Raw genomic sequence first — 18,400 nt, 5'->3', positions numbered from 1 at the left:
AGAGGGAAAAGGGGTGGCGCTCTCTGTGTTCCGGCCCGGGCCTACTCCCCGACGTCCCGCCCGCGGAAGTCGTCGAGGGTCTCCCGGCGCACCAGCAGCCGGGCGCACCCGTCGGTGACCGCCACCACCGGGGGCCGGCCGACCATGTTGTACCCGGAGGCCATGGACAGGTGGTAGGCGCCCGCCACGGGGACGGCGAGGAGGTCACCGGGGCGTATGTCGCCCGGCAGTTCCACGTCGGCGGCGAGTACGTCGCCCGCCTCGCAGTGCCGGCCGGCCACCGTCGCCGTCGTCGGCGCGGCGCAGGAGCGGCGGCCGATGAGACGTGGCGTGTAGCGGGCCCCGTACAGGGCGGGCCGGGGGTTGTCGCTCATGCCCCCGTCGACGGCCACGAACATCTGGCCGCCCGTGCGTTTGACGGCCAGGACCCGGTAGAGCGCCACCCCCGCCGGGCCCGTGATCGCCCGGCCGGGCTCGACGACCAGCCGGGGCACGTCCAGCCCCGCGGCCGCGCAGGCCGACGAGAGCGTGGCACGCAGTTCGCGGGCCAGGGCCGAGAGGTCGAGTGCGCGCTCGCCGGGCCGGTACGGGACGCCGTGTCCGCCGCCCATGTCGAGCTCGGGCAGGGTGATGCCGTGGAGGTCGCGGATCCTCGCCATCAGGTCGACCACGCGGCGGAGGGAGGTGACGTACGGCTCGACCTCCGTGATCTGCGAGCCGATGTGGCAGTGCAGGCCGGTCAGCCGGAGCTGCGGCTGGCTCAGGATGCGGGCGACCGCGTGCTCCGCCGACCCGTCCGCCAGGGAGAGTCCGAACTTCTGGCCGTCCGTACCGGTACGGATCTTCTCGTGCCCGCCGGCAAGGACGCCCGGTGTCACCCGGAGCATCACGCGGCGGTGGTCCTGCGGGCCCACGGACGCGGCGAGCCGCGCGATCTCCGAGGGACTGTCGATGACGATCCTGCCGGCCCCCAGCCGCAGCGCCGTTTCCAGGTCGCGGGGAGACTTCGCGTTGCCGTGCATGATGATCCGCTCCGGCGGGAAGCCGGCGGTGACCGCGAGTTCCAGCTCACCTGCCGAGCAGACGTCCAGCCCGAGGCCCTCTTCGTGCACCCAGCGGATGACGGCCCGGCACAGGAACGCCTTGGCGGCGTACATGACGTCGGCGTCCGGGAAGGCCGCCCGGTACACGCGGCAGCGGGCGCGCACCTCCGACTCGTCCAGCACGTAGGCCGGGGTGTCGAAACGGTGGGCGACCTCGGTCAGGGGCACCCCGCCGACCATGACGTCCCCGTCCGGCAGCCGTCGGGCCGACAGCGGCCAGACGGCCAGGTCGTCGGCGTCAGCGGAGGCCGTCCCGGGGACGAGAGCCGTGGTCATGACGCCGTCCCCGTGCGCACGGCCCGCACCGGAAGGGGGCCGGGCCGGGGGGCCGGCGGGGCGACGGGGTGTGCCGACAGGGCCGGGTCGACCGTCAGCAGATGCGCGCCGAGCGGTACACAGAGAGCCCGCAGCAGGCCCTCCGACAGCCGGACGGACGCCTGGTCCTCGCCCAGTGTCCGCCTCAGCCGCTCCGAGGTCGTGAAACCGACGGCCGTGCGTGTGCCCAGGGGAGTGCGGAACAGCCTGATCGCCGTCCCCGCTCCGTTTCCCGGCCGGACGGGCACGTACAGACGCCCGGCCGGGAGCGGTTCCTCGGGCTCGGGATCACTTTCGTACCGGAACAGACACATGGGGCCCTCCTGGGGCTTCGACGGTGGCGCCCCGGGAGCGGGGAGGCGGTCCGGGGCGTGGCAACCGAAGCTATCCCCGCGGGGGCGCGCCACGGCCCGGCCCCTGACGGCACCTTGACGTGCAACGGCCCCGTCCATACAGGTCCCTGACGGGTGGGCGCCTGTGGGCGGTCGGCCGGACCGGATCCCAGGTCACGGACCGGTGGGGTCCCGCGCGCCGGGACGAGCCTTCCCGGCGCCGGACGACCCGCCTTGGGGAGGTCGGCATTTGCCTAAGAGGCCTAGGTAAACGCATAATCGAATCCGCCCGAGGAGATGGTGGCCATGGCACGAGCAGGACTGAACGCGGAACGCCTCACGCTGGCCGGAGCGGAACTGGCCGACGAGGTCGGCTTCGAGAAGGTGACCGTCGCGGCACTCGCCCGGCAGTTCGGGGTGAAGGACGCGAGTCTCTACTCGCACGTGAAGGGCTCGCACGACCTCAGGACCAGGATCGCCCTGCTCGCCCTGGCCGAGCTCGCCGACCGCGTCGCCGCGGCGCTGGCCGGGCGGGCGGGCAAGGACGCGCTGGAGGCGTTCGCGAACGCCTACCGGGACTATGCCGGGGAGCATCCGGGCCGCTACGCCGCGGCGCAGTTCAGGCTGGACACGGACGCGGCCGCCGCGAGCGCCGGAGTCAGGCACGCCCAGATGGCGCGGGCCGTCCTGCGCGGTTACGACCTGACGGAGCCGGACCAGACGCACGCGGTCCGCCTGCTCGGCAGCGTCTTCCACGGCTACATCAGCCTGGAGTCGGGCGGAAGCTTCAGCCACAGCGCTCCCGGCACGGAGGAGACCTGGTCGCGGGTCCTGGACGCCCTCGACGCCCTGCTGCGCAACTGGCCCGCCCCCTGACACGGCCGCCGGCCCCACAGACCAGACGCACCCGAACCGACGGCGGAGACCGATGAGCCCCCACTCCCGGCTGACGACCACGCCCCTCACCGAGGACCTGGTGCGCGGCGCCCTCGACCTGGAGCGCACCGCGCACGGTCTGCTGCCGCACCGGCTGCCCGCCCGTGCCCGCGCCCAGAACACGGACGGGCAGCTGGCCATGGCGGAGGCCCAGCCCTCCGGCGTGCGGATCGCACTCCGTACCCGGGCCACCGTCGTGGAGCTGGACACGCTGCCCACCAAGCGGGTCTACGTGGGGGCCCCGCCCCGCCCCGACGGGGTGTACGACCTGCTCGTGGACGGCCACCAGGCGGGCCGGGCCTCCGTGGAGGGCGGCAACGTCCTGACCATCGACCTCGCCACCGGATCCGCCGTGACCAGGCCGGGGCCGGTGGGCACCGTCCGCTTCGACGGGCTGCCCGCAAGGCCGAAGGACGTCGAGATCTGGCTGCCGCACAACGAGACCACCGAGCTGGTCGCCCTGCGCACCGACGCCCCGGTGGAACCCGTCCCGAACCGGGGCCGCGCGGTCTGGCTGCACCACGGCAGTTCCATCAGCCACGGCTCCGACGCCGCGAGCCCGACCACCACCTGGCCGGCCCTGGCCGCGGCGCTCGGCGGGGTCGAGCTGGTGAATCTGGGGTACGGCGGCAGCGCCCTGCTCGACCCGTTCACCGCGCGCACCCTGCGTGACACGCCGGCGGACTTGATCAGCGTCAAGGCCGGCATCAACCTGGTCAACACCGACGTGATGCGCCTGCGCGCCTTCACCCCGGCGGTACACGGCTTCCTCGACACGATCCGCGACGGTCACCCCACCATTCCGCTGCTGGTGGTCTCACCCCTCCTGTGCCCCATCCACGAGGACACCCCCGGCCCCAGTGCCCCGGACCGCAGCGCCATGAGCGAGGGCAGGCTGAGCTTCCGGGCCGCGGGGGACCCCGCCGAGACCGCCGGCGGCAAGCTGACCCTGAGGACCATCCGGCGTGAGCTCGCGCGGATCGTCGAGCAGCGCGCGGCGGAGGACCCGAATCTGCACTACCTCGACGGCCGGGAACTCTACGGCGAGGCGGACTCGGCCGAGCTGCCGCTGCCCGACGCGCTGCACCCGGACGCCGCCACGCACCGGCGGATCGGCGAGCGTTTCGCGCGGCTGGCGTTCGGTGCGGGCGGCCCACTCGCCGGCGACGCACCACGCCCCTGAGGTGGTTCCTCACCAGCGGAGGACCGAGCGTCTGAGGTTGTTCCTCACGGGCGGAGGCCGAGCGTCTGAGGCGGCCCCTCACCGGCGGAGGACCACGTCCCTGAGGTGGTCCGTCCTCCCCGCCCCGCCCACGACGGACCGCGGCGGTTGAGAGCCCGGACGTACAAGAGCATTCTTGAACAAAGGTCGTATCTGTCTCTTCGCGGGCGGCCTGCCGATGCGGGGAGGACGAGTGATGGGCCCATGAACAAGGACGAGGCGGGCCCCACGAGCCCGCCCGCCGACACGGCCGGTCCCACGCCGGACACATCCGGCGACCGGACTCCGGGCGGTGCGCCGTCAGAGGAGGCACGCTGCCGGATCCTGGCACAGCTGCCGGTGCCGGTCGCCTATTTCGGCCGGGACCAGCTCCTCGCCATGGCGAACGGGGCCGCTACCGACTCCGTCGGCAGGCCCGAGGCGTCGCTGCTCGGACTGCGTCCGGGCGAGGTCGAGCCGGGCGTGTTCCTGGAGGGGGGAGAAGGGCTCTCCGACGCCATCGCCCGCGTGCTGAGGACGGGCCGGAGCGAGCCGTACGAGTCGCACCTCACGGTGGAGGGCAGCGAACACGTCTGGCAGGCGGCGATGTCGCCCGTGCGGAACGCCGCGGGTGAGGTCGAGGGCGTGTCGGTCGTGACGCTCGACACCACCGACCAGTTCTGGGCGCGACGGCGGCTGGCCGTGCTGAACAAGGCCAGCAAACGGATCGGCAGCACCCTGGACGTGGGACGCACCGCCGAGGAACTGGCGGAGCTCGCCGTCGAGGACTTCGCCGACTTCGTCACGGTCGATCTGCTCTCCGAGGTGCTGACCGGTGACGAGGCGCGTTCCGTACTGCACAGGGACATGATCAGCTTCCATCGGGTGGCTCAGCGGTCCGTGATCGAAGGATGCCCCGAGTCGGTCGTCCCCCTCGGTGAGGTCCACTCCTACGACCGCAACTCCGTGGTGGGCCGGGCGCTGGTCCTCGGCGAACCGATGCGCGTCGCCGTCGACGACGAAGCCCTGCGGTTCTGGGCGGCGGACGAGCCCGAGCGGTCACGGAGCATGCGCGATCACAAGATCCATTCGGTCCTCGCGGTTCCGCTGAGGGCCCGCGGCGTGACACTCGGCACCACGCTGTTCTGCCGGCACAGGACGCCTGGCGGGTTCGGCACCGTGGACCTGCAGCTCGCCGCGGAGCTCGTCTCGCGGGCGGCGGTCTGTATCGACAACGCGCGCCGCTACACACGCGAACGGGCAACGGCGCTCGCCCTGCAGCGCAGCCTCCTGCCCCGCCGTGCCGCGCGCCAGAAGGCCGTCGAGGTCACCGCGCGCTATCTCCCGAACACGACGGGCGCGGGCATCGGAGGGGACTGGTTCGACGTCATCCCGCTGTCCGGCGCCCGGGTGGCCCTCGTGGTGGGCGACGTCGTCGGACACGGCCTGCACGCCTCGGCCACCATGGGCAGGCTCCGCACCGCCGTACGGACTCTCGCCGACGTCGACCTCGCCCCGGAGGAACTGCTGACCCAGCTCGACGACCTGGTGTCCACGCTCGACCGCGAGCAGCCGGCCGACAGCTCCGAGGGTGCACCGGTCGCCGGCGCGACCTGTCTCTACGCCGTGTACGACCCGGCCACCGGCCACTGCACGATGGCGAGGGCGGGCCATCCCGAGCCGGTGGTCGCGCGCCCCGACGGCACGGTCGAGCAGCTGCCGCTGCCTGCGGGGCCACCGCTCGGAGTGGGTGTGACCGCCTTCGAGGCGGCCGACTTCGAGCTGCCCGAGGGCAGCAGGATCGCCCTGTACACGGACGGCCTGATCGAGACGGCCGAGAGGGACGCCGACACCGCCCTCGCCGAACTGTGCGATCTGCTCGGCCGTCCGGCGCACTCGCTCGAAGAAGCCTGCGACACCGTGGTGGACGCACTCGTCCCCGAGCAGCTGGACGACGACGTCGCCCTGCTGCTGGCCCGCACACGACGGCTCGACGCGGGCCACTACGCCTCGTGGGACCTCCTCGCGGATCCGGCCGTCGTCTCCACCGCCCGCAAGCGGGCCGCGGCGCAACTCGTGGCATGGGGCCTGGACGACGCGGTGTTCACCACGGAACTGGTCGTCAGCGAACTGGTCACCAACGCCATCCGCTACGGCGGCGACCCCATCCGGCTCCGGCTCATCCGGGGCACCGCGCTCATCTGCGAGGTCGTCGACGGCAGCAGTACCGCGCCCCATCTGCGCCGCGCCCGGATCTTCGACGAGGGAGGACGCGGTCTGCTGCTCGTCGCGAGTCTCACCGAACGCTGGGGCACCCGCTACAGCGGCACCGGCAAGACCATCTGGGCCGAACAGCCGCTGCCGGGAGCGGAGGAGACGGACCTGGCCTGACGCGCCGCGCCCGCACCGTCGGTGGCATCCGGGCGGGTCGCTCCCGGTCGCTCCCGCCGGAGCGGCACCGCTCAGGACCGGCGTCCACCGAACTGCCAGGCGTGGACCTCGATGACGGCGTACCGGTCCCGGGTCAGGAGGGACCGCGCCGTGCCCGGGTCCGGCGCCCGGACCAGCGCAGCCGTGCCCAGCCAGCCGGCGCCGTCGTCGGACAGCAGCGGCCCGTAGGCGATCAGCTGGTCCCGGTCGGCCGGGACCGCGAGATCGGCCGCCGGGCCCGAGCCGAGCCCGAGCACCAGGTACCGGTTGCCGTCCGTGTCGCCGCCCGGGAAGTCCCACATGGTCCGCCCCAGGGTGTTGCGCCAGCGGCGCAGCAGCACGTCCCGGTAGATGCCGGCCTGGTGGTTCGGCTCGTCGAAGGCGAACGCACGGGCGGCGGCGGGATCGGGCAGGTCGAGGACGTGCAGGCTGCCGGTGGGCGTGTCGCCGTCCAGGGTCGGCCCGCGGGCGATCATCTCCTTCGCGTACCCGTCCATGTACGACCAGTGCTCTTCGGTCAGTTCGTCGCGCAGCGCCAGGGAGCCGGGACGGTCGCGGTGGTAGCAGAGGAACTCCATACCCGGATGGTCTCCTCACGGAGGGGCCACGTCGAGAGGGTTCCGGGCCCGGCCGCCCGAGGGTCCGTGTCCGGCGGCTCCCGGAGTGGGGAGCCGCCGGACGCACGGCGGTCAGACCGCGGGGGCCGGGTACGTCGGGTACTCCACGCCGGAGACGTGCTGCACGACCCGGATGACCTGGGAGGAGTAGCCGAACTCGTTGTCGTACCAGAGGTAGAGGATCGCGTTGTCGCCCTCCACCTTGGTCGCGCCCGCGTCGACGATCGACGCGTGGCGGGAGCCGATGAAGTCGCTCGAGACTGCGTCGGGCGCCGTGATGAAGTCGATCTGGCGCCTCAGCGGCGAGGTCAGCGACACGTTGCGGAGGTAGTCCAGGACCTCCTCGCGGCTGGTGCCGCGTTCGAGCTGCAGGTTGAGGATCGCGATGGACACGTCCGGGACCGGCACGCGGATCGAGCTTCCGGTGATCTTCGCCTGGAGGTCCGGCAGCGCCTTGGTGACGGCGGAGGCGGCGCCCGTCTCGGTGATGACCATGTTGAGCGGTGCGGAACGGCCACGACGGTCCGAGTTGTGGTAGTTGTCCAGCAGGTTCTGGTCGTTGGTGAACGAGTGGACGGTCTCCACGTGGCCGCGCAGCACGCCGTACTCGTCCGCCATCGCCTTCAGCGGCGGGACGATCGCGTTGGTGGTGCAGGAGGCGCACGAGATGATCTGCTCGTCCGGCTTGATCGTGTCGTGGTTGACGCCGTGCACGATGTTGGGCACGTCACCCTTGCCGGGCGCTGTCAGGACCACCTTCGCGATGCCGGGGCGCAGGTGCCGGGAGAGGCCCTCGCGGTCGCGCCAGCGGCCGGTGTTGTCGATGAGGATGGCGTTCTTGATGCCGTGCGCCGTGTAGTCCACCGACGTGGGGTCGTCGGAGTAGATCACCTGGATCGCGTTGCCGTTGGCGATGATCCTGCTGTTCGCCTCGTCGACGGTGATCGTGCCCTGGAACTGGCCGTGGATGGAGTCGCGGCGCAGCAGGGAGGCGCGCTTCACGATGTCCTGTCCGGCAGCCCGGCGCACGACGATGGCGCGCAGGCGCAGACCGTTGCCGGACCCGGTCTTCTCGATCAGCAGGCGGGCCAGGAGGCGGCCGATGCGGCCGAATCCGTAGAGGACGACGTCGCGCGACTCGCGGCGCTCCGTCTTGTTCTCGCCCGTCGCGCCGGCCACGGCCTCGGCGGTGAAGTCCTCGACGGTCAGTCCGCGGTCGTCGCTCCGGTAGGTCGCGGCGAGCATGCCGAGGTCGATCTGCGAGGGGCCGAGGTCCAGGGCGGCGAGAGCACGCAGGAACGGGAGGGTCTCGGTGACCGAGAGCTCCTCGCCGGCTATCTGCCGGGCGAACCGGTGGGTCTTGAGGATGCTGACCACCGACTTGTTCACCAGGGAGCGGCTGTGGATCAGGATCGTGACGTCCTGCTCCCGGTGCAGCTTCCCGATGATCGGGATCATCGACTCCGCGATCTCCTCACGGGTCTTCCAATTGGTGAACGAGTCCTCGGTGAAAGTCACAAGTCCATCTTTCGAGCTAGGCGGTGCTCATATGTTAACCGCACTCGATTCTGATCGTTCAGCCGGTGCCGGGCGGCCTCCCGGATCCCGCCGGCCGACGGCGGCAGGGGACCGGCCTGGCGGCCGCCGGCGGCGTCGGACGCCCCTGTCAGGGCCGGGACGACGATCATCCGCAGGGGTGGCCCCGGCGGACGGCGGACGGCGCACGGGCGCCGTCCGCCGGGGCGGGCGCGTCGGGGCGCCCGCTCATCCGCGCGTCGCCTCCGAGGACGATGCGCCGGAGGCGATGCCGAACGAGGGGTCGGGCACCTCCTCGGGGCTGATCAGTGTGGAGGGGCGGCCGTCGACACCGACCGGGACCTCGCCGTCGACGGTGACACGGCGCAGCTTGCGCTCGTGGGCGTCCGAGTCGTCCACGCCGTAGTGCTGGGTGGCGCGGTTGTCCCAGATGGCCACGTCGCCCGTCTGCCACTGCCAGCGCACGGTGTTCTCCGGGCGCTCGATGTGGGACTGGAACAGGTCCAGCAGCGCACGGGAGTCGCGGCCCGGCAGCCCGCTGATGCGCTGGACGAAGTTGCCCAGGAGCAGGACGCGTTCGCCGGTCTCGGGGTGGACGCGCACCACGGGGTGCTCGGTGAGGAACTTCGTCGAGGTGAACACCTTCCGGTACTGGGCGAGGGCCTCGGGACGGGCCTCCGGGCGCAGGGCCACGTAGTCGTAGTCGTTGGAGTGGACGGCGCGCAGGCTGTCGGCGAGCACCTTGAGGGGCTCGGGCAGCTCGGCGTAGGCCGCAGCGGTGTTGGACCACAGGGTGTTGCCGCCGTAGGGCGGGATGACGACGGCGCGCAGGATCGAGAAGGCCGGATAGGCCGGTACGAAGGTCACGTCCGTGTGCCACTGGTTGGCCCTGCCTCCGTGGTCGGAGTCGATGCCGAGCGAGTAACGGCCGTCGGCGGACGGGACGGTGGGGTGGGCGACCGGTGTGCCGAGCAGCCGGCCGAATGCCTCGTGACTGTCCTCGTCCAGGTGCTCCTGGCCGCGGAAGAGGACGACCTTGTGGGTCAGCAGCGCGGCACGGATCCCGGCCACGGTGGCGGGATCGAGGTCGCCGCCGAGGCGCACCCCGGAGATGACGGCGCCGAGCCGGCCGCCGATCTTCCGGACGGTGAGGGCGGGGGCGGAGGCTGTGGTGGTGGCGGAGGCGGTGGTTGCTGCGGACATGACTGAATTCCCTTCGGTCTTCGGGATCACCCCTCACGGCCGAGCTTGATCTCGGAGAGAAATCAATCGGCCTGTCGACGGGGGTGTGGGAGGGGACGGAGCGCCGGGATGTGCGGCTGAACCGCGGTGCGGGGTGAGGACGCCGGAGTCGTACGGGCCGGGGCGGGGGGCCGGGGCGGTCGGATCAGCCGGCGGAACAGGTGCCCGGACACGCCGCCGCGGTGGTGGGGCGGCCGGCGTGGGCGGGCCGCGCATCGGAAACGGCCGTCGCGAACATGCTCCGGAGACTCGCAGCGCCCCGTGGCGGACGTCAACCACGTGCCCCTGTCCCCGAAGGTGCCGCACGGCGGTCGGATCGGCGTGCGCACGACGTCCGCTCCGGCTTGGACGACACCCCGTCAAACCGCCCTCGACCTGGTGTTCTTCCCTCACTCACGGAGGTGGTGCGCACCCCGCACGAGGACCGGGCGCGAGGCCGGGGCCGATTTCACGCCGCCGTAACGCTGCGACCGCCGCGCGTCGCAGGACCGCAAGGAAGGACAGCATGACAGCCGCGGCACAGATGTCCCGGGCGGACGGCGACGGTCGTCGCGAGGCCAACGCCGCCACGGTGCCGCGCACGGTGCTCGGCCACGGGCCGGTCGCCCGCCGGACCATCGCGGATCTCCGTGGGCTCAGCCCGGCCGCCGTCTCAGGCCGGTGCACCGGCCTCGTCCGCCTCGGCCTGGTGCGGGAGCTGCCCGAACCGGTGGGGATCAGCTGGGTCGGCAGGCCCCGGATCCCCCTCTACCTGCTCCCCGGCACGGCCGGGGAGCAGGGAGGGAGCGCCGGTCCGGTGGCGGGCGGTATCCACATCGGGTGCCCGCCCCGACGTTCGGGCGCATGGACCTGCCGGGGCCAGCCGCTCGCCCGGCGCCATCTGCCGCATGACGGGACGGCCACCGGGGACACGCCGCGCCGCATCGTCGACGGATGCGGGAATTCCTCGGTGACACGGTCCGGGGAAGGCCGCTGCTGAGGGTCGGCGCCGCCCTCGGCGGCCGGGTCGGCCCCGGCCTCGGGACGGCGGTGCGGCACGACGCACTGGGCTGGCACCACCGCCCCCTCGCCGCCGAGATCGCGTGTGGTGGGAGAGGGATCGACGTACGGATCGACATCCACGCCGCGCAGCGGAACCATGTGCTCACGCGTCGCGCTCGGCACTCCCACCGACCCGCAGGCTTCGACGACCCTGCGCGGGCGGCGCGGTCTCGGACCCGCTGTCGTCGCTGTCCCCGCGCCGCCGGAGCGCCGCCCCGTGCACGGCGCGCGACGACCGAGCCGCCGGGGGCTGGGCCCTCGGCGGCTCGGGTGTGCGGCGCGGCCGGAATCCGGCGACGTCCGCCGTCAGAAGGGGAAGCGGCTGCGTGCCCGGCGACCGGCGGAGCCGCTGCTGCCCACGGCCTTGGAGCTGCTGCGGAAGGGCTTGCTGAAGATCCGGCCCAGGACGCCCGGAGCCTTGCCCCCGACGCGCGATCCGACCCCCAGGGTCCGCTGGGTACCGCGTTCGGGGTGGCGCGACAGGCGCGGAACGAAGAACGCGAGGACGGCCAGAACGACGCAGACGGCGACGATGCCGACGATCACCATGATGAACTCCCGGGGTTGATGAGACCTGCCGTGTGCCCGGCGGGACGACCGGTATGCGCCGCCGGTCCTGACACGGGGCACCGCGGACCGCAGGCATCGGCCGCCGCAGAGCGGGCAGGCGCAGGACATGCTCGGAAGCCACGTACGGCCCGTGACCGACCCGCCCCACAGCCCGTCCCTTCCGGCGGCAGGCGCGGCGAAAACCCCCGCGCACCACGGTCGCGAGGGCCGCCATCGGCTGCCCGGCCACCGCAGGGGAGCCTGGCGTCGGCGTGTACTCGCCTACAGCCAGGTCGAGTTGGTGCCGTCCTCGGGGCGGAGCACCGGGGACCGCTGTCTGCTCCTGGTACTGGTGCGCAAGGTGGTCGGCCATGTGGAGTTCCGCCTCTGCGCCTCCTGTTCCGAGGGGGTCATCACGGAGGTGAGCATCGAGGAGCGGTTCCACCGCAGCGGACTGGGGACCAGGGCCCTCTCCCATCTCCGGGCCCGGTACCCCGGAGTCGTCTGGCGCACCACGCTCGACCGGCGTGTGACGCGTGACCTCATGCGCCGCATGCGGGTCCTGCGGAAGGCCGAGGACACCCGGTGCGCTCACGCGCGCGACTGAGCCGGCGGACTACCGCGCGGAGCCGGGCCGTTCCTCGGCGTCGAGGATCGAGATCTCCAGCTTGCGGAGGAGCCGTGCGAGCTGCCGGCGCTCGGACGGGGACAGCCCTCCGAGCATCCGGTTCTCGTTGTCGAGGTGTTCGGCGAACGCCGTGTCCACGGTGGCGAGCCCCTTCTCCGTCAGCCGGGAGTAGACGACCCTGCGGTCCTGGGTGTCGCGCTCGCGGACGATGAGGCCGTCCTTCTCCAGGCGGTCGATCCGCAGGGTCACCCCGGCCGACGACACCAGCCCGGAGTCCGCGAGCTGCCCCGCGGTCAGCCTGTAGGGCTCTCCCGACCTGCGCAGCGCCGTCAGGACGTCGAAGCCCGCCACGGACAGGCCGTGCCGCTCGATGGACTCGGTGAGCCCGGTGCTGTAGCGCAGAAAGGAGCGGTGCAGCCGGGCGAGGACCTCGAGCGGGCTGGTGTCCAGCTCCGGGCGCTCCCGCGCCCAGTCCTCGACGACCTTCGCCACGGCATCGTGGTCCGCGGGCCTTGACGCTGCCATCCTCATCCCCTCCGTACGGTGCGAGCCGGCGTCCCTCCGGCTTCTCACGGCACTGAGAATCTTACCGCTGAGGCGATGAGCGGCTCAGCCGCGGCGGGAAAGGCACTTCGTGGTCCGACGGCGACGAGCAACTCAGGCGCGGGACCGGCGCCTCGTGGTCGAGGGCGACGAGCGGTTCAGCCGCGGGACCTGCGCCTCACCACCCCGATCAGCACGGCGGCGAACAGCACGGCGGCGGCGGGCACGGCCGCCTTCCTGAGGATCACGGGCAGTGCCACCGCGCCGAGGTCCACGGCCTCCGGCCCGTCGGCCGCCCCGACCGGTGCCGAGGCGGTGGAGGAGCCGGGGCCGTTCGCCCGCAGGAGGTCCTCCAGGCGGTCCGCGAACTGCCGCACCAGCCGGTCGCCGACCTCGGTCATGATCCCGCGTCCGAACTGCGCCGGGCGGCCGGTGATGTCGAGGTCGGTGCGCACGTGCACCCGGGTGCCGTCGGTGCCCGGAGTCAGGGTCGCGGTGACGGTGGCCGACGCGGTTCCGGCGCCCCGGGTCTCGCTGCCGCTGAGGTCCAGGCGCATGGAGCGGGCGGCCTCGTCACGGGTGACGGTGCCCTCTCCCCGGTAACTCATCTGCACCGCGCCGATCTTGACCTTGACCCGTCCGGTGAAGGCGTCGCCGTCGAGCGTGTCGAGAACGGCACCGGGCATACAGGGCGCGACCCGTGCGAGGTCGTGGAAGAGCTTCCACGCGTCGTCGGGACCGGCCGGGACGAAGAAGGTGTGGTCGAGTTGCATGGGGTGGTCTCCTGGGTTCGAAGGTGGAGGCAGGGCAGGTCAGTCGCGGCCGGCCGCCGGGCGGATCAGCTCCGCCACCCGGCTCGGCGAGAGCGGGCCGCGGCGTACGACCGCGCCGAAGGGGCGCAGCGCGTCCTCCACGGCGTTGGCGAGGACGGCCTGCGGGGCGATCGCGCCGCCCTCCCCGAGCCCCTTGACGCCGAGGTCGTTCATCGGGCTGGGGGTGTGGAGCTCGTCCATGTCGAGGTCGGGGATCTCCGAAGAGGTCGGCACCAGGTAGTCCATGTAGGTGCCGGTCCGGGGCTGCCCGTCGGGCCCGTAGACCATCTCCTCGTAGAGCGCGCCTCCGATGCCCTGCGCGATCCCGCCGGTGACCTGGCCCTCCGCGATCATCGGGTTGACGATGACTCCCGCGTCGTGGACGACGACGTAATGGAGGATCTCGACGCCGCCGGTGTGCTCGTCCACCTCGACGACGGCCGCGTGCGCTCCGCTCGCGACGGCGAAGCCGGGCGGGCGGAAGTGCACGGTCTCACTGAGTTCGGTGCCGTGCCGGCCGTCGGTGGGCTCCGGTGTCCCGGGCATCGGTGCCCGGCCGGCCAGCTCCGCCAGGCCGATCGAGGGCCCGCCCGGCTCCTTGCAAGCGACCACGCCGTCGCTCAGGTCGAGCCGGTCCGCCGGTACGCCGAGACGGCGCGCCGCCGCGTCGATGATCTTCTCGCGGACCAGCCGGCCGGCCCGGTGGGTGGCGTTGCCCGCGTTGACCAGGGCGCGGCTGGCGATGGTGCCCACACCGAACGGGGTGGCCTCGGTGTCGCCGCCGGTCACGTCGATGACGTCGAGCGGCACCCCGATCGCGTCGGCGGCGATCTGCGCCATGGACGTACGGTGCCCCTGGCCCTGGGAGGGCGCGCCTATGGCGAGCCGTACGCGTCCGGTGGGGGCGATGTCGACGCGTGCCGTCTCGAAGGGCCCGAGGCCGGTAGCCTCGATGTACATGGCGAAGCCGATGCCGAGATGCCTGCCGTCGCGGGCGCCCTCGCGCTGCCGCGCGCGCACCCCCTCCACGTCCGCCTTCGCCACGGCGCGGCGCAGGAGCTCGGGGAAGTCGCCGGAGTCGTAGGACTGCGGGCTGCCGGAGCGGTCCACCAGCCCCGTCACGTACGGCATCTCGTCCGGCCCGACCAGGTTGCGGGCCCTCAGCTCCTCCGGGGCGATGCCCAGTTCGGCGGCCAGCCGGTCCATCGCGCGCTCCATCGCGAACACGGTCTCAGGCCGGCCCGCCCCGCGGTACGGCGTGGCGAACGTGGTGTTGGTGAGGACCCCCGTGACGTCGATGTCCACGTGGGGGACGCGGTACGGACCGAGCAGATGGCAGAGCGAGTTGTACGGCACGACGAGGCCGGTCATGTTGTACGCACCGAAGTTCACGGTGATCCGGTCGCGCACCCCGAGGAGGCGTCCGTCGGCGTCGGCCGCGAGTTCGATCTCGTGGATCTGCTCGCGGGCGTGCGAGGAGGCGGTGAGGTTCTCGTTGCGGTCCTCGCGCCACAGTACGGGGCGGCCGAGCCTGCGGGCGGCGTGCGGGATCAGGAGCTCCTCGACGTAAAGGATGCCCTTCTGCCCGAAGCCGCCGCCCACGTCGGCTGCGATGACGTGGACGGAGCCGGCGGGGAGCCCGAGCGTGTGCGCGACGGCCTCCCGGAGCCGGTGAGGAGTCTGGGTGCCCGACCAGACGGTCAGCCGGCCGCTGTACGGATCCACCTGGGCCGACACCGCGCGCGTCTCGATCGGCGAGGCGACGTAGCGGTGCGCCTCGAACCGCTCGGTGACCACGGTGGGCGCGGAGGCGAAGACGGCGTCCGGGTCGCCCACGCGGGTCGCGACGGACACGGCGAGGTTGTCCGGCAGGTCCTCGTGCAGCAGGGGGGCCTGCTCGGAGAGCGCGGTCTCCGGGTCGACCAGCACGGGGAGCGGGGCGTAACGGACGTCGACGAGTTCGAGCGCGTCCTCGGCGAGGTAGCGGTTCTCCGCCAGGACGAGGGCGACGGGCTGGCCGACGTAGAGCACCTTGTCGCGGGCGAGCAGGGGCATGGGGGTCATCCGGACCGTCGGGTCCAGGAGGTCGGCGAGCCCCGGCGGGGTGCGCAGCTCCTCCTTGTTGAGCATGGGCGGCAGACCGGCCACGTCGTCGCCGGTCCACACCGCGAGGACGCCGGGTGCGGCCAGCGCCGCCGTCACATCGACGGACTCGATACGGGCATGGGCGTGCGGGCTGCGCAGGAAGGCGGCCTCTGCACGGCCGGGCAGGGCGATGTCGTCGACGTAGCGGCCGTTGCCGCGCAGCAGCCTGTCGTCCTCGACGCGGGGGACGGAACGGCCGATCCAGCTGCCGCCGTCCTGGAGGGTCCGGCCGGAATCGTGGGACATGAGGGTCACTTCCCGAAGCGCTCGTCGAGTGCCTGGCACACGGCACGGCGGATGTTGCGGTAGCCGGTGCACCGGCACAGGTGCCCGCTGAGGGCGTCGGCGACCTCGTCGGTGCCGGGGCGCTCGGGCTGCTCGGTCAGTGCGGTCGCCGTCATGACGAAACCGGGGGTGCAGAAGCCGCACTGCATGCCGTGGCAGGCGTGGAACGCCTGCTGGACGGACGTCAGCGGGGAGTCGTCGGGAGCGAGGCCCTCGACCGTGCGGACCGTGACGCCGTCGCACTGCACCGCGAGGGTCAGGCACGTGCGGACCGGCTCGCCGTCGACCAGGACCGTACACGCCCCGCACACGCCGTGCTCGCAGCCGACATGGGTGCCGGTGAGACCGAGCCTGTCACGCAGGAAGTCGCTGAGCAGCAGCCGGGACTCGACCTCGGCGCTGATCCGCTCGCCGTTGACGGTGAGGCTGATCCGGTGCCAGCCGGAGGGCTCGGCGAGCGGCGGGGTGCGTACGGCGGGAGGGACAGGTGCGGAGGGGTTCATCGGCAGCGCTCCCAGGCGGTGGTGCAGGCGCGGACAAGAAGGTGGGCGGCGGTCTCGCGCCGGTGGGCGGCGCTCGCGTGGACGTCGTCGGAGGGGGTGAGGCCGGAGAGAGTGGCGCGCCGGGCGGCCGCCAGTGCCGCCTCGTCCACACCGGTGCCGATGAGCGCCTCCTCGGCGGCGGGCAGGCGTACGGGGGCGGGGCCCGTCCCGCTGAAGACGACACGGGCGCCGCGCACGGTGTCCGTCGAGGCGTCCCGGTCCAGCAGGACGGCCACCCCGACGGTGGCGAAGTCGCCGTGTCTGCGGGTGAGTTCCTCGAAGGCCCAGCCCGACCGCTCCGGGGGCGGGGGGACGACGACCTCGCGGAGGAGCTCGTCGGGCCCGACCGCCGTGGAGAACGTGGCGACGAAGAAGTCCTCGGCGGGGACCGTACGGCTGCCGTGCGGTCCCGTGATGACGAAGCGTGCGTCCAGGGCGCGAGCCGCCGTGGGCAGTTCGGCGGCCGGGTCGTGGTGGGCGAGGCTGCCGCACACGGTGCCGCGGCTGCGGATCTGGGGGTGGCCGATGCGGGTGATCGCCTCGGCCAGCAGCGGCCACCCCCGCCGGACCGCGGGATCGGCCGCAGCCCGCGCCTGCCGGACCGCGGCGCCGATGTGCAGGGCGCCGGAGCCGTCGACCGCCAGCCGGGCCAGTTCGGGTATGCGGGTGATGTCGACGAGGAGGTCGGGGCGGGCGAGACGCATGTTCAGCATGGGGATCAGGGACTGGCCGCCCGCCACGACCTTGGCGTCCCGTCCGGGGTCGGCGAGGAGGGCGACCGCCTCCGCGACGGATCGGGGAGCGGTGTAGTCGAAGGGTGTGGGTTTCAAATCTGCTGCCACCGGGCCTCTCGGACGGTCGGCACGCCGGGCGTCGGGCGCCGGCGTGCGATCGATTCACACAGATCTATCTAGTACCTGAAATGATTTACACTAAAGTTTCTCGTTGGCAAGAGGCTCTCGCAGATTTTTCGGCCCGAGGTGAACGAAATGCGACATGTCATCGACCAGGCGGCTGCCTGGCAGAGCTCCGGAACGCGCTGTGTCATGGCGACCGTGGTGCGGACCTGGGGCTCGGCCCCGCACGGCCCCGGTGCCTCGATGCTGGTGGCGCAGGACGGCCGCGTCGTCGGCAGCGTCTCCGGAGGCTGCGTCGAATCCGCCGTGATCGCCGCCGCGGAGGAGGTGTTCGCCGGCGGCCCGCCGGTCGTGGAGCGCTGGGGGGTCGGTGACGACGACGCCTTCGCGGTGGGGCTCACCTGCGGCGGGACGATCGAGGTGCTGATCCGCGGAGTGGGCCCCGACGCCCCGCTGGGCCGGGTCGCGGCGGACCTCGCCGCCGGTGTCCCGGTCGCGCTGGTCACGCCGCTGGACGGGCGGGGCCACCTGGCCGTGGGCGGGGGAGCGGTGACCGGGACGCTGGGCGGCCCGGCCGTCGACCGTACGGCCGCACTGGCGGCCGAGGGCATGCTCGGCCGGGGCGTGAGCGGGCCGGTGGCCATCGGGGAGGACGGATCCCCCGGTCCGGACTGCCTCCCCCGGCGCGAGCTGCTGGTGCAGTCCTTCGCCTCCCGGCCGGGGCTGCTGATCTTCGGAGCCACCGAATTCGCCCGGCCGCTGGCGGCTTTCGGCGCGGCCCTCGGCCACCGCGTGACCGTCTGCGACGCCAGGGCCGTCTTCGCGGACCCCGGACGCTTCCCGGGGGCCGACGAGGTGGTCGTCGACCGGCCGGACCGCTGGTTCCACGCCCATGAGGCGCTGGTCGGCCCCTCGACCGCGGTCTGCGTCCTGACCCACGAACCCCGCTTCGACGTCCCGGTCCTCGCCCGCGCCCTGCGCAGCGCCGCGGGGTACGTGGGCGCCATGGGGAGCCGTCGGACACACGAGGACCGGGTGGGGCGGTTGCGGGAGGCGGGGGTGACCGAGGCCGGGCTCGGCCGTCTGCGGTCGCCGATCGGCCTCGACCTCGGGGGCCGGGGGCCCGAGGAGACGGCCCTCTCCGTCCTGGCCGAGATCGTCGCCGTGCGCCGCGGCGGAAGCGGTGCGCCTCTCACGGCCGGCACCGGGCCCGTCCACGTTCTGTGACCATTTTTGAACGCTCGTTTTTATGAACAGCCGTTTAATCTGGATCATGTGGACCCGGA

General features: G+C 72.9%; 17 protein-coding genes. 6 read left to right on the top strand and 11 right to left on the bottom strand.

All coding sequences use genetic code 11. The annotated features are described in order from the left end of the window. Nucleotides 1-41 precede the first annotated feature (41 nt). Together lysA and ACFC51_RS12500 are read right to left on the bottom strand one after the other, a co-directional pair. Nucleotides 42-1,379 carry a diaminopimelate decarboxylase gene (lysA, locus tag ACFC51_RS12505; protein WP_376528423.1) on the bottom strand — a complete coding sequence of 446 codons (1,338 nt, stop codon included), beginning with the start codon at nucleotides 1,377-1,379 and terminating at the stop codon, nucleotides 42-44. Beyond that, entirely contained in the window at nucleotides 1,376-1,732 is a 357-nt protein-coding gene (locus ACFC51_RS12500; protein WP_376378115.1) for an SAV_915 family protein, read from the bottom strand. The genes lysA and ACFC51_RS12500 overlap by 4 nt, the downstream gene beginning before the upstream one ends. Before the next feature lie 324 nt (nucleotides 1,733-2,056). Between ACFC51_RS12500 and ACFC51_RS12495 the strand changes: the two genes are divergently transcribed. The 3 genes from ACFC51_RS12495 to ACFC51_RS12485 all read left to right on the top strand — a co-directional run bounded on the left by ACFC51_RS12495 (nucleotide 2,057) and on the right by ACFC51_RS12485 (nucleotide 6,278). Continuing rightward, nucleotides 2,057-2,626 carry a TetR/AcrR family transcriptional regulator gene (locus ACFC51_RS12495; protein ID WP_376378118.1) on the top strand — a complete coding sequence of 190 codons (570 nt, stop codon included), beginning with the start codon at nucleotides 2,057-2,059 and terminating at the stop codon, nucleotides 2,624-2,626. A 52-nt stretch (nucleotides 2,627-2,678) separates the two neighbouring features. After that, entirely contained in the window at nucleotides 2,679-3,869 is a 1,191-nt protein-coding gene (locus ACFC51_RS12490; RefSeq protein ID WP_376378120.1) for a GDSL-type esterase/lipase family protein, read from the top strand. Nucleotides 3,870-4,112: 243 nt separating this feature from the next. Next, the gene (locus ACFC51_RS12485) at nucleotides 4,113-6,278 is read left to right on the top strand and encodes a SpoIIE family protein phosphatase (protein WP_376528421.1); all 2,166 of its coding nucleotides are present in this window, start codon (nucleotides 4,113-4,115) and stop codon (nucleotides 6,276-6,278) included. A 71-nt stretch (nucleotides 6,279-6,349) separates the two neighbouring features. Here the strand turns inward: ACFC51_RS12485 and ACFC51_RS12480 are convergent, their stop codons facing one another. From ACFC51_RS12480 to ACFC51_RS12470, 3 genes are all read right to left on the bottom strand, one after another. Beyond that, the gene (locus ACFC51_RS12480; protein ID WP_376528418.1) at nucleotides 6,350-6,895 is read right to left on the bottom strand and encodes a YciI family protein; all 546 of its coding nucleotides are present in this window, start codon (nucleotides 6,893-6,895) and stop codon (nucleotides 6,350-6,352) included. A gap of 111 nt (nucleotides 6,896-7,006) precedes the next feature. Further along, a complete protein-coding gene (locus tag ACFC51_RS12475; protein ID WP_376378127.1) occupies nucleotides 7,007-8,452 on the bottom strand; it encodes a glyceraldehyde-3-phosphate dehydrogenase in 1,446 nt (481 codons plus the stop codon). Nucleotides 8,453-8,698: 246 nt separating this feature from the next. Beyond that, the gene (locus ACFC51_RS12470) at nucleotides 8,699-9,673 is read right to left on the bottom strand and encodes a TauD/TfdA dioxygenase family protein (RefSeq protein WP_376378129.1); all 975 of its coding nucleotides are present in this window, start codon (nucleotides 9,671-9,673) and stop codon (nucleotides 8,699-8,701) included. Nucleotides 9,674-10,217: 544 nt separating this feature from the next. Here ACFC51_RS12470 and ACFC51_RS12465 point away from each other — a divergent pair. Continuing rightward, nucleotides 10,218-10,691: a hypothetical protein gene (locus ACFC51_RS12465; protein ID WP_376378131.1), complete on the top strand. Its 474-nt coding sequence runs from the start codon at nucleotides 10,218-10,220 to the stop codon at nucleotides 10,689-10,691. Between the two features lie 368 nt (nucleotides 10,692-11,059). Here ACFC51_RS12465 and ACFC51_RS12460 read toward each other — a convergent pair whose 3' ends face one another. Then, nucleotides 11,060-11,302, bottom strand: coding sequence for a DUF6411 family protein (locus tag ACFC51_RS12460; RefSeq protein WP_376378133.1), 243 nt, complete (start codon nucleotides 11,300-11,302; stop codon nucleotides 11,060-11,062). A gap of 151 nt (nucleotides 11,303-11,453) precedes the next feature. Here ACFC51_RS12460 and ACFC51_RS12455 point away from each other — a divergent pair, with 151 nt between their 5' ends. Continuing rightward, nucleotides 11,454-11,909: a hypothetical protein gene (locus ACFC51_RS12455; protein ID WP_376378136.1), complete on the top strand. Its 456-nt coding sequence runs from the start codon at nucleotides 11,454-11,456 to the stop codon at nucleotides 11,907-11,909. Nucleotides 11,910-11,918: 9 nt separating this feature from the next. Here ACFC51_RS12455 and ACFC51_RS12450 read toward each other — a convergent pair whose 3' ends face one another. The 5 genes from ACFC51_RS12450 to ACFC51_RS12430 form a co-directional block, all read right to left on the bottom strand. Continuing rightward, nucleotides 11,919-12,461 (bottom strand): MarR family winged helix-turn-helix transcriptional regulator, encoded by a 543-nt coding sequence (locus ACFC51_RS12450; RefSeq protein WP_376378138.1) that lies wholly within the window; start codon nucleotides 12,459-12,461, stop codon nucleotides 11,919-11,921. Between the two features lie 170 nt (nucleotides 12,462-12,631). After that, nucleotides 12,632-13,246, bottom strand: coding sequence for an SRPBCC family protein (locus ACFC51_RS12445; RefSeq protein ID WP_376378141.1), 615 nt, complete (start codon nucleotides 13,244-13,246; stop codon nucleotides 12,632-12,634). A 39-nt stretch (nucleotides 13,247-13,285) separates the two neighbouring features. After that, nucleotides 13,286-15,676: a xanthine dehydrogenase family protein molybdopterin-binding subunit gene (locus ACFC51_RS12440; RefSeq protein WP_376378144.1), complete on the bottom strand. Its 2,391-nt coding sequence runs from the start codon at nucleotides 15,674-15,676 to the stop codon at nucleotides 13,286-13,288. 5 nt (nucleotides 15,677-15,681) lie between these two features. Beyond that, nucleotides 15,682-16,218 (bottom strand): (2Fe-2S)-binding protein, encoded by a 537-nt coding sequence (locus tag ACFC51_RS12435; protein WP_376528416.1) that lies wholly within the window; start codon nucleotides 16,216-16,218, stop codon nucleotides 15,682-15,684. Beyond that, entirely contained in the window at nucleotides 16,215-17,087 is an 873-nt protein-coding gene (locus ACFC51_RS12430; protein ID WP_376378150.1) for an FAD binding domain-containing protein, read from the bottom strand. Before ACFC51_RS12430 ends, ACFC51_RS12435 begins: the two co-directional genes overlap by 4 nt. 159 nt (nucleotides 17,088-17,246) lie before the next feature. On the opposite strand from ACFC51_RS12430, the gene ACFC51_RS12425 reads away from it, so the two are divergent. Further along, a complete protein-coding gene (locus tag ACFC51_RS12425; RefSeq protein ID WP_376528414.1) occupies nucleotides 17,247-18,341 on the top strand; it encodes an XdhC family protein in 1,095 nt (364 codons plus the stop codon). Nucleotides 18,342-18,400 lie beyond the last annotated feature (59 nt).

The organism is Streptomyces sp. NPDC055962 (assembly GCF_042270185.1).
Taxonomy (GTDB): domain Bacteria; phylum Actinomycetota; class Actinomycetes; order Streptomycetales; family Streptomycetaceae; genus Streptomyces.
Note: the sequence above shows the minus strand (reverse complement) of the source record. Positions and strands in the feature narration are given on the sequence as shown.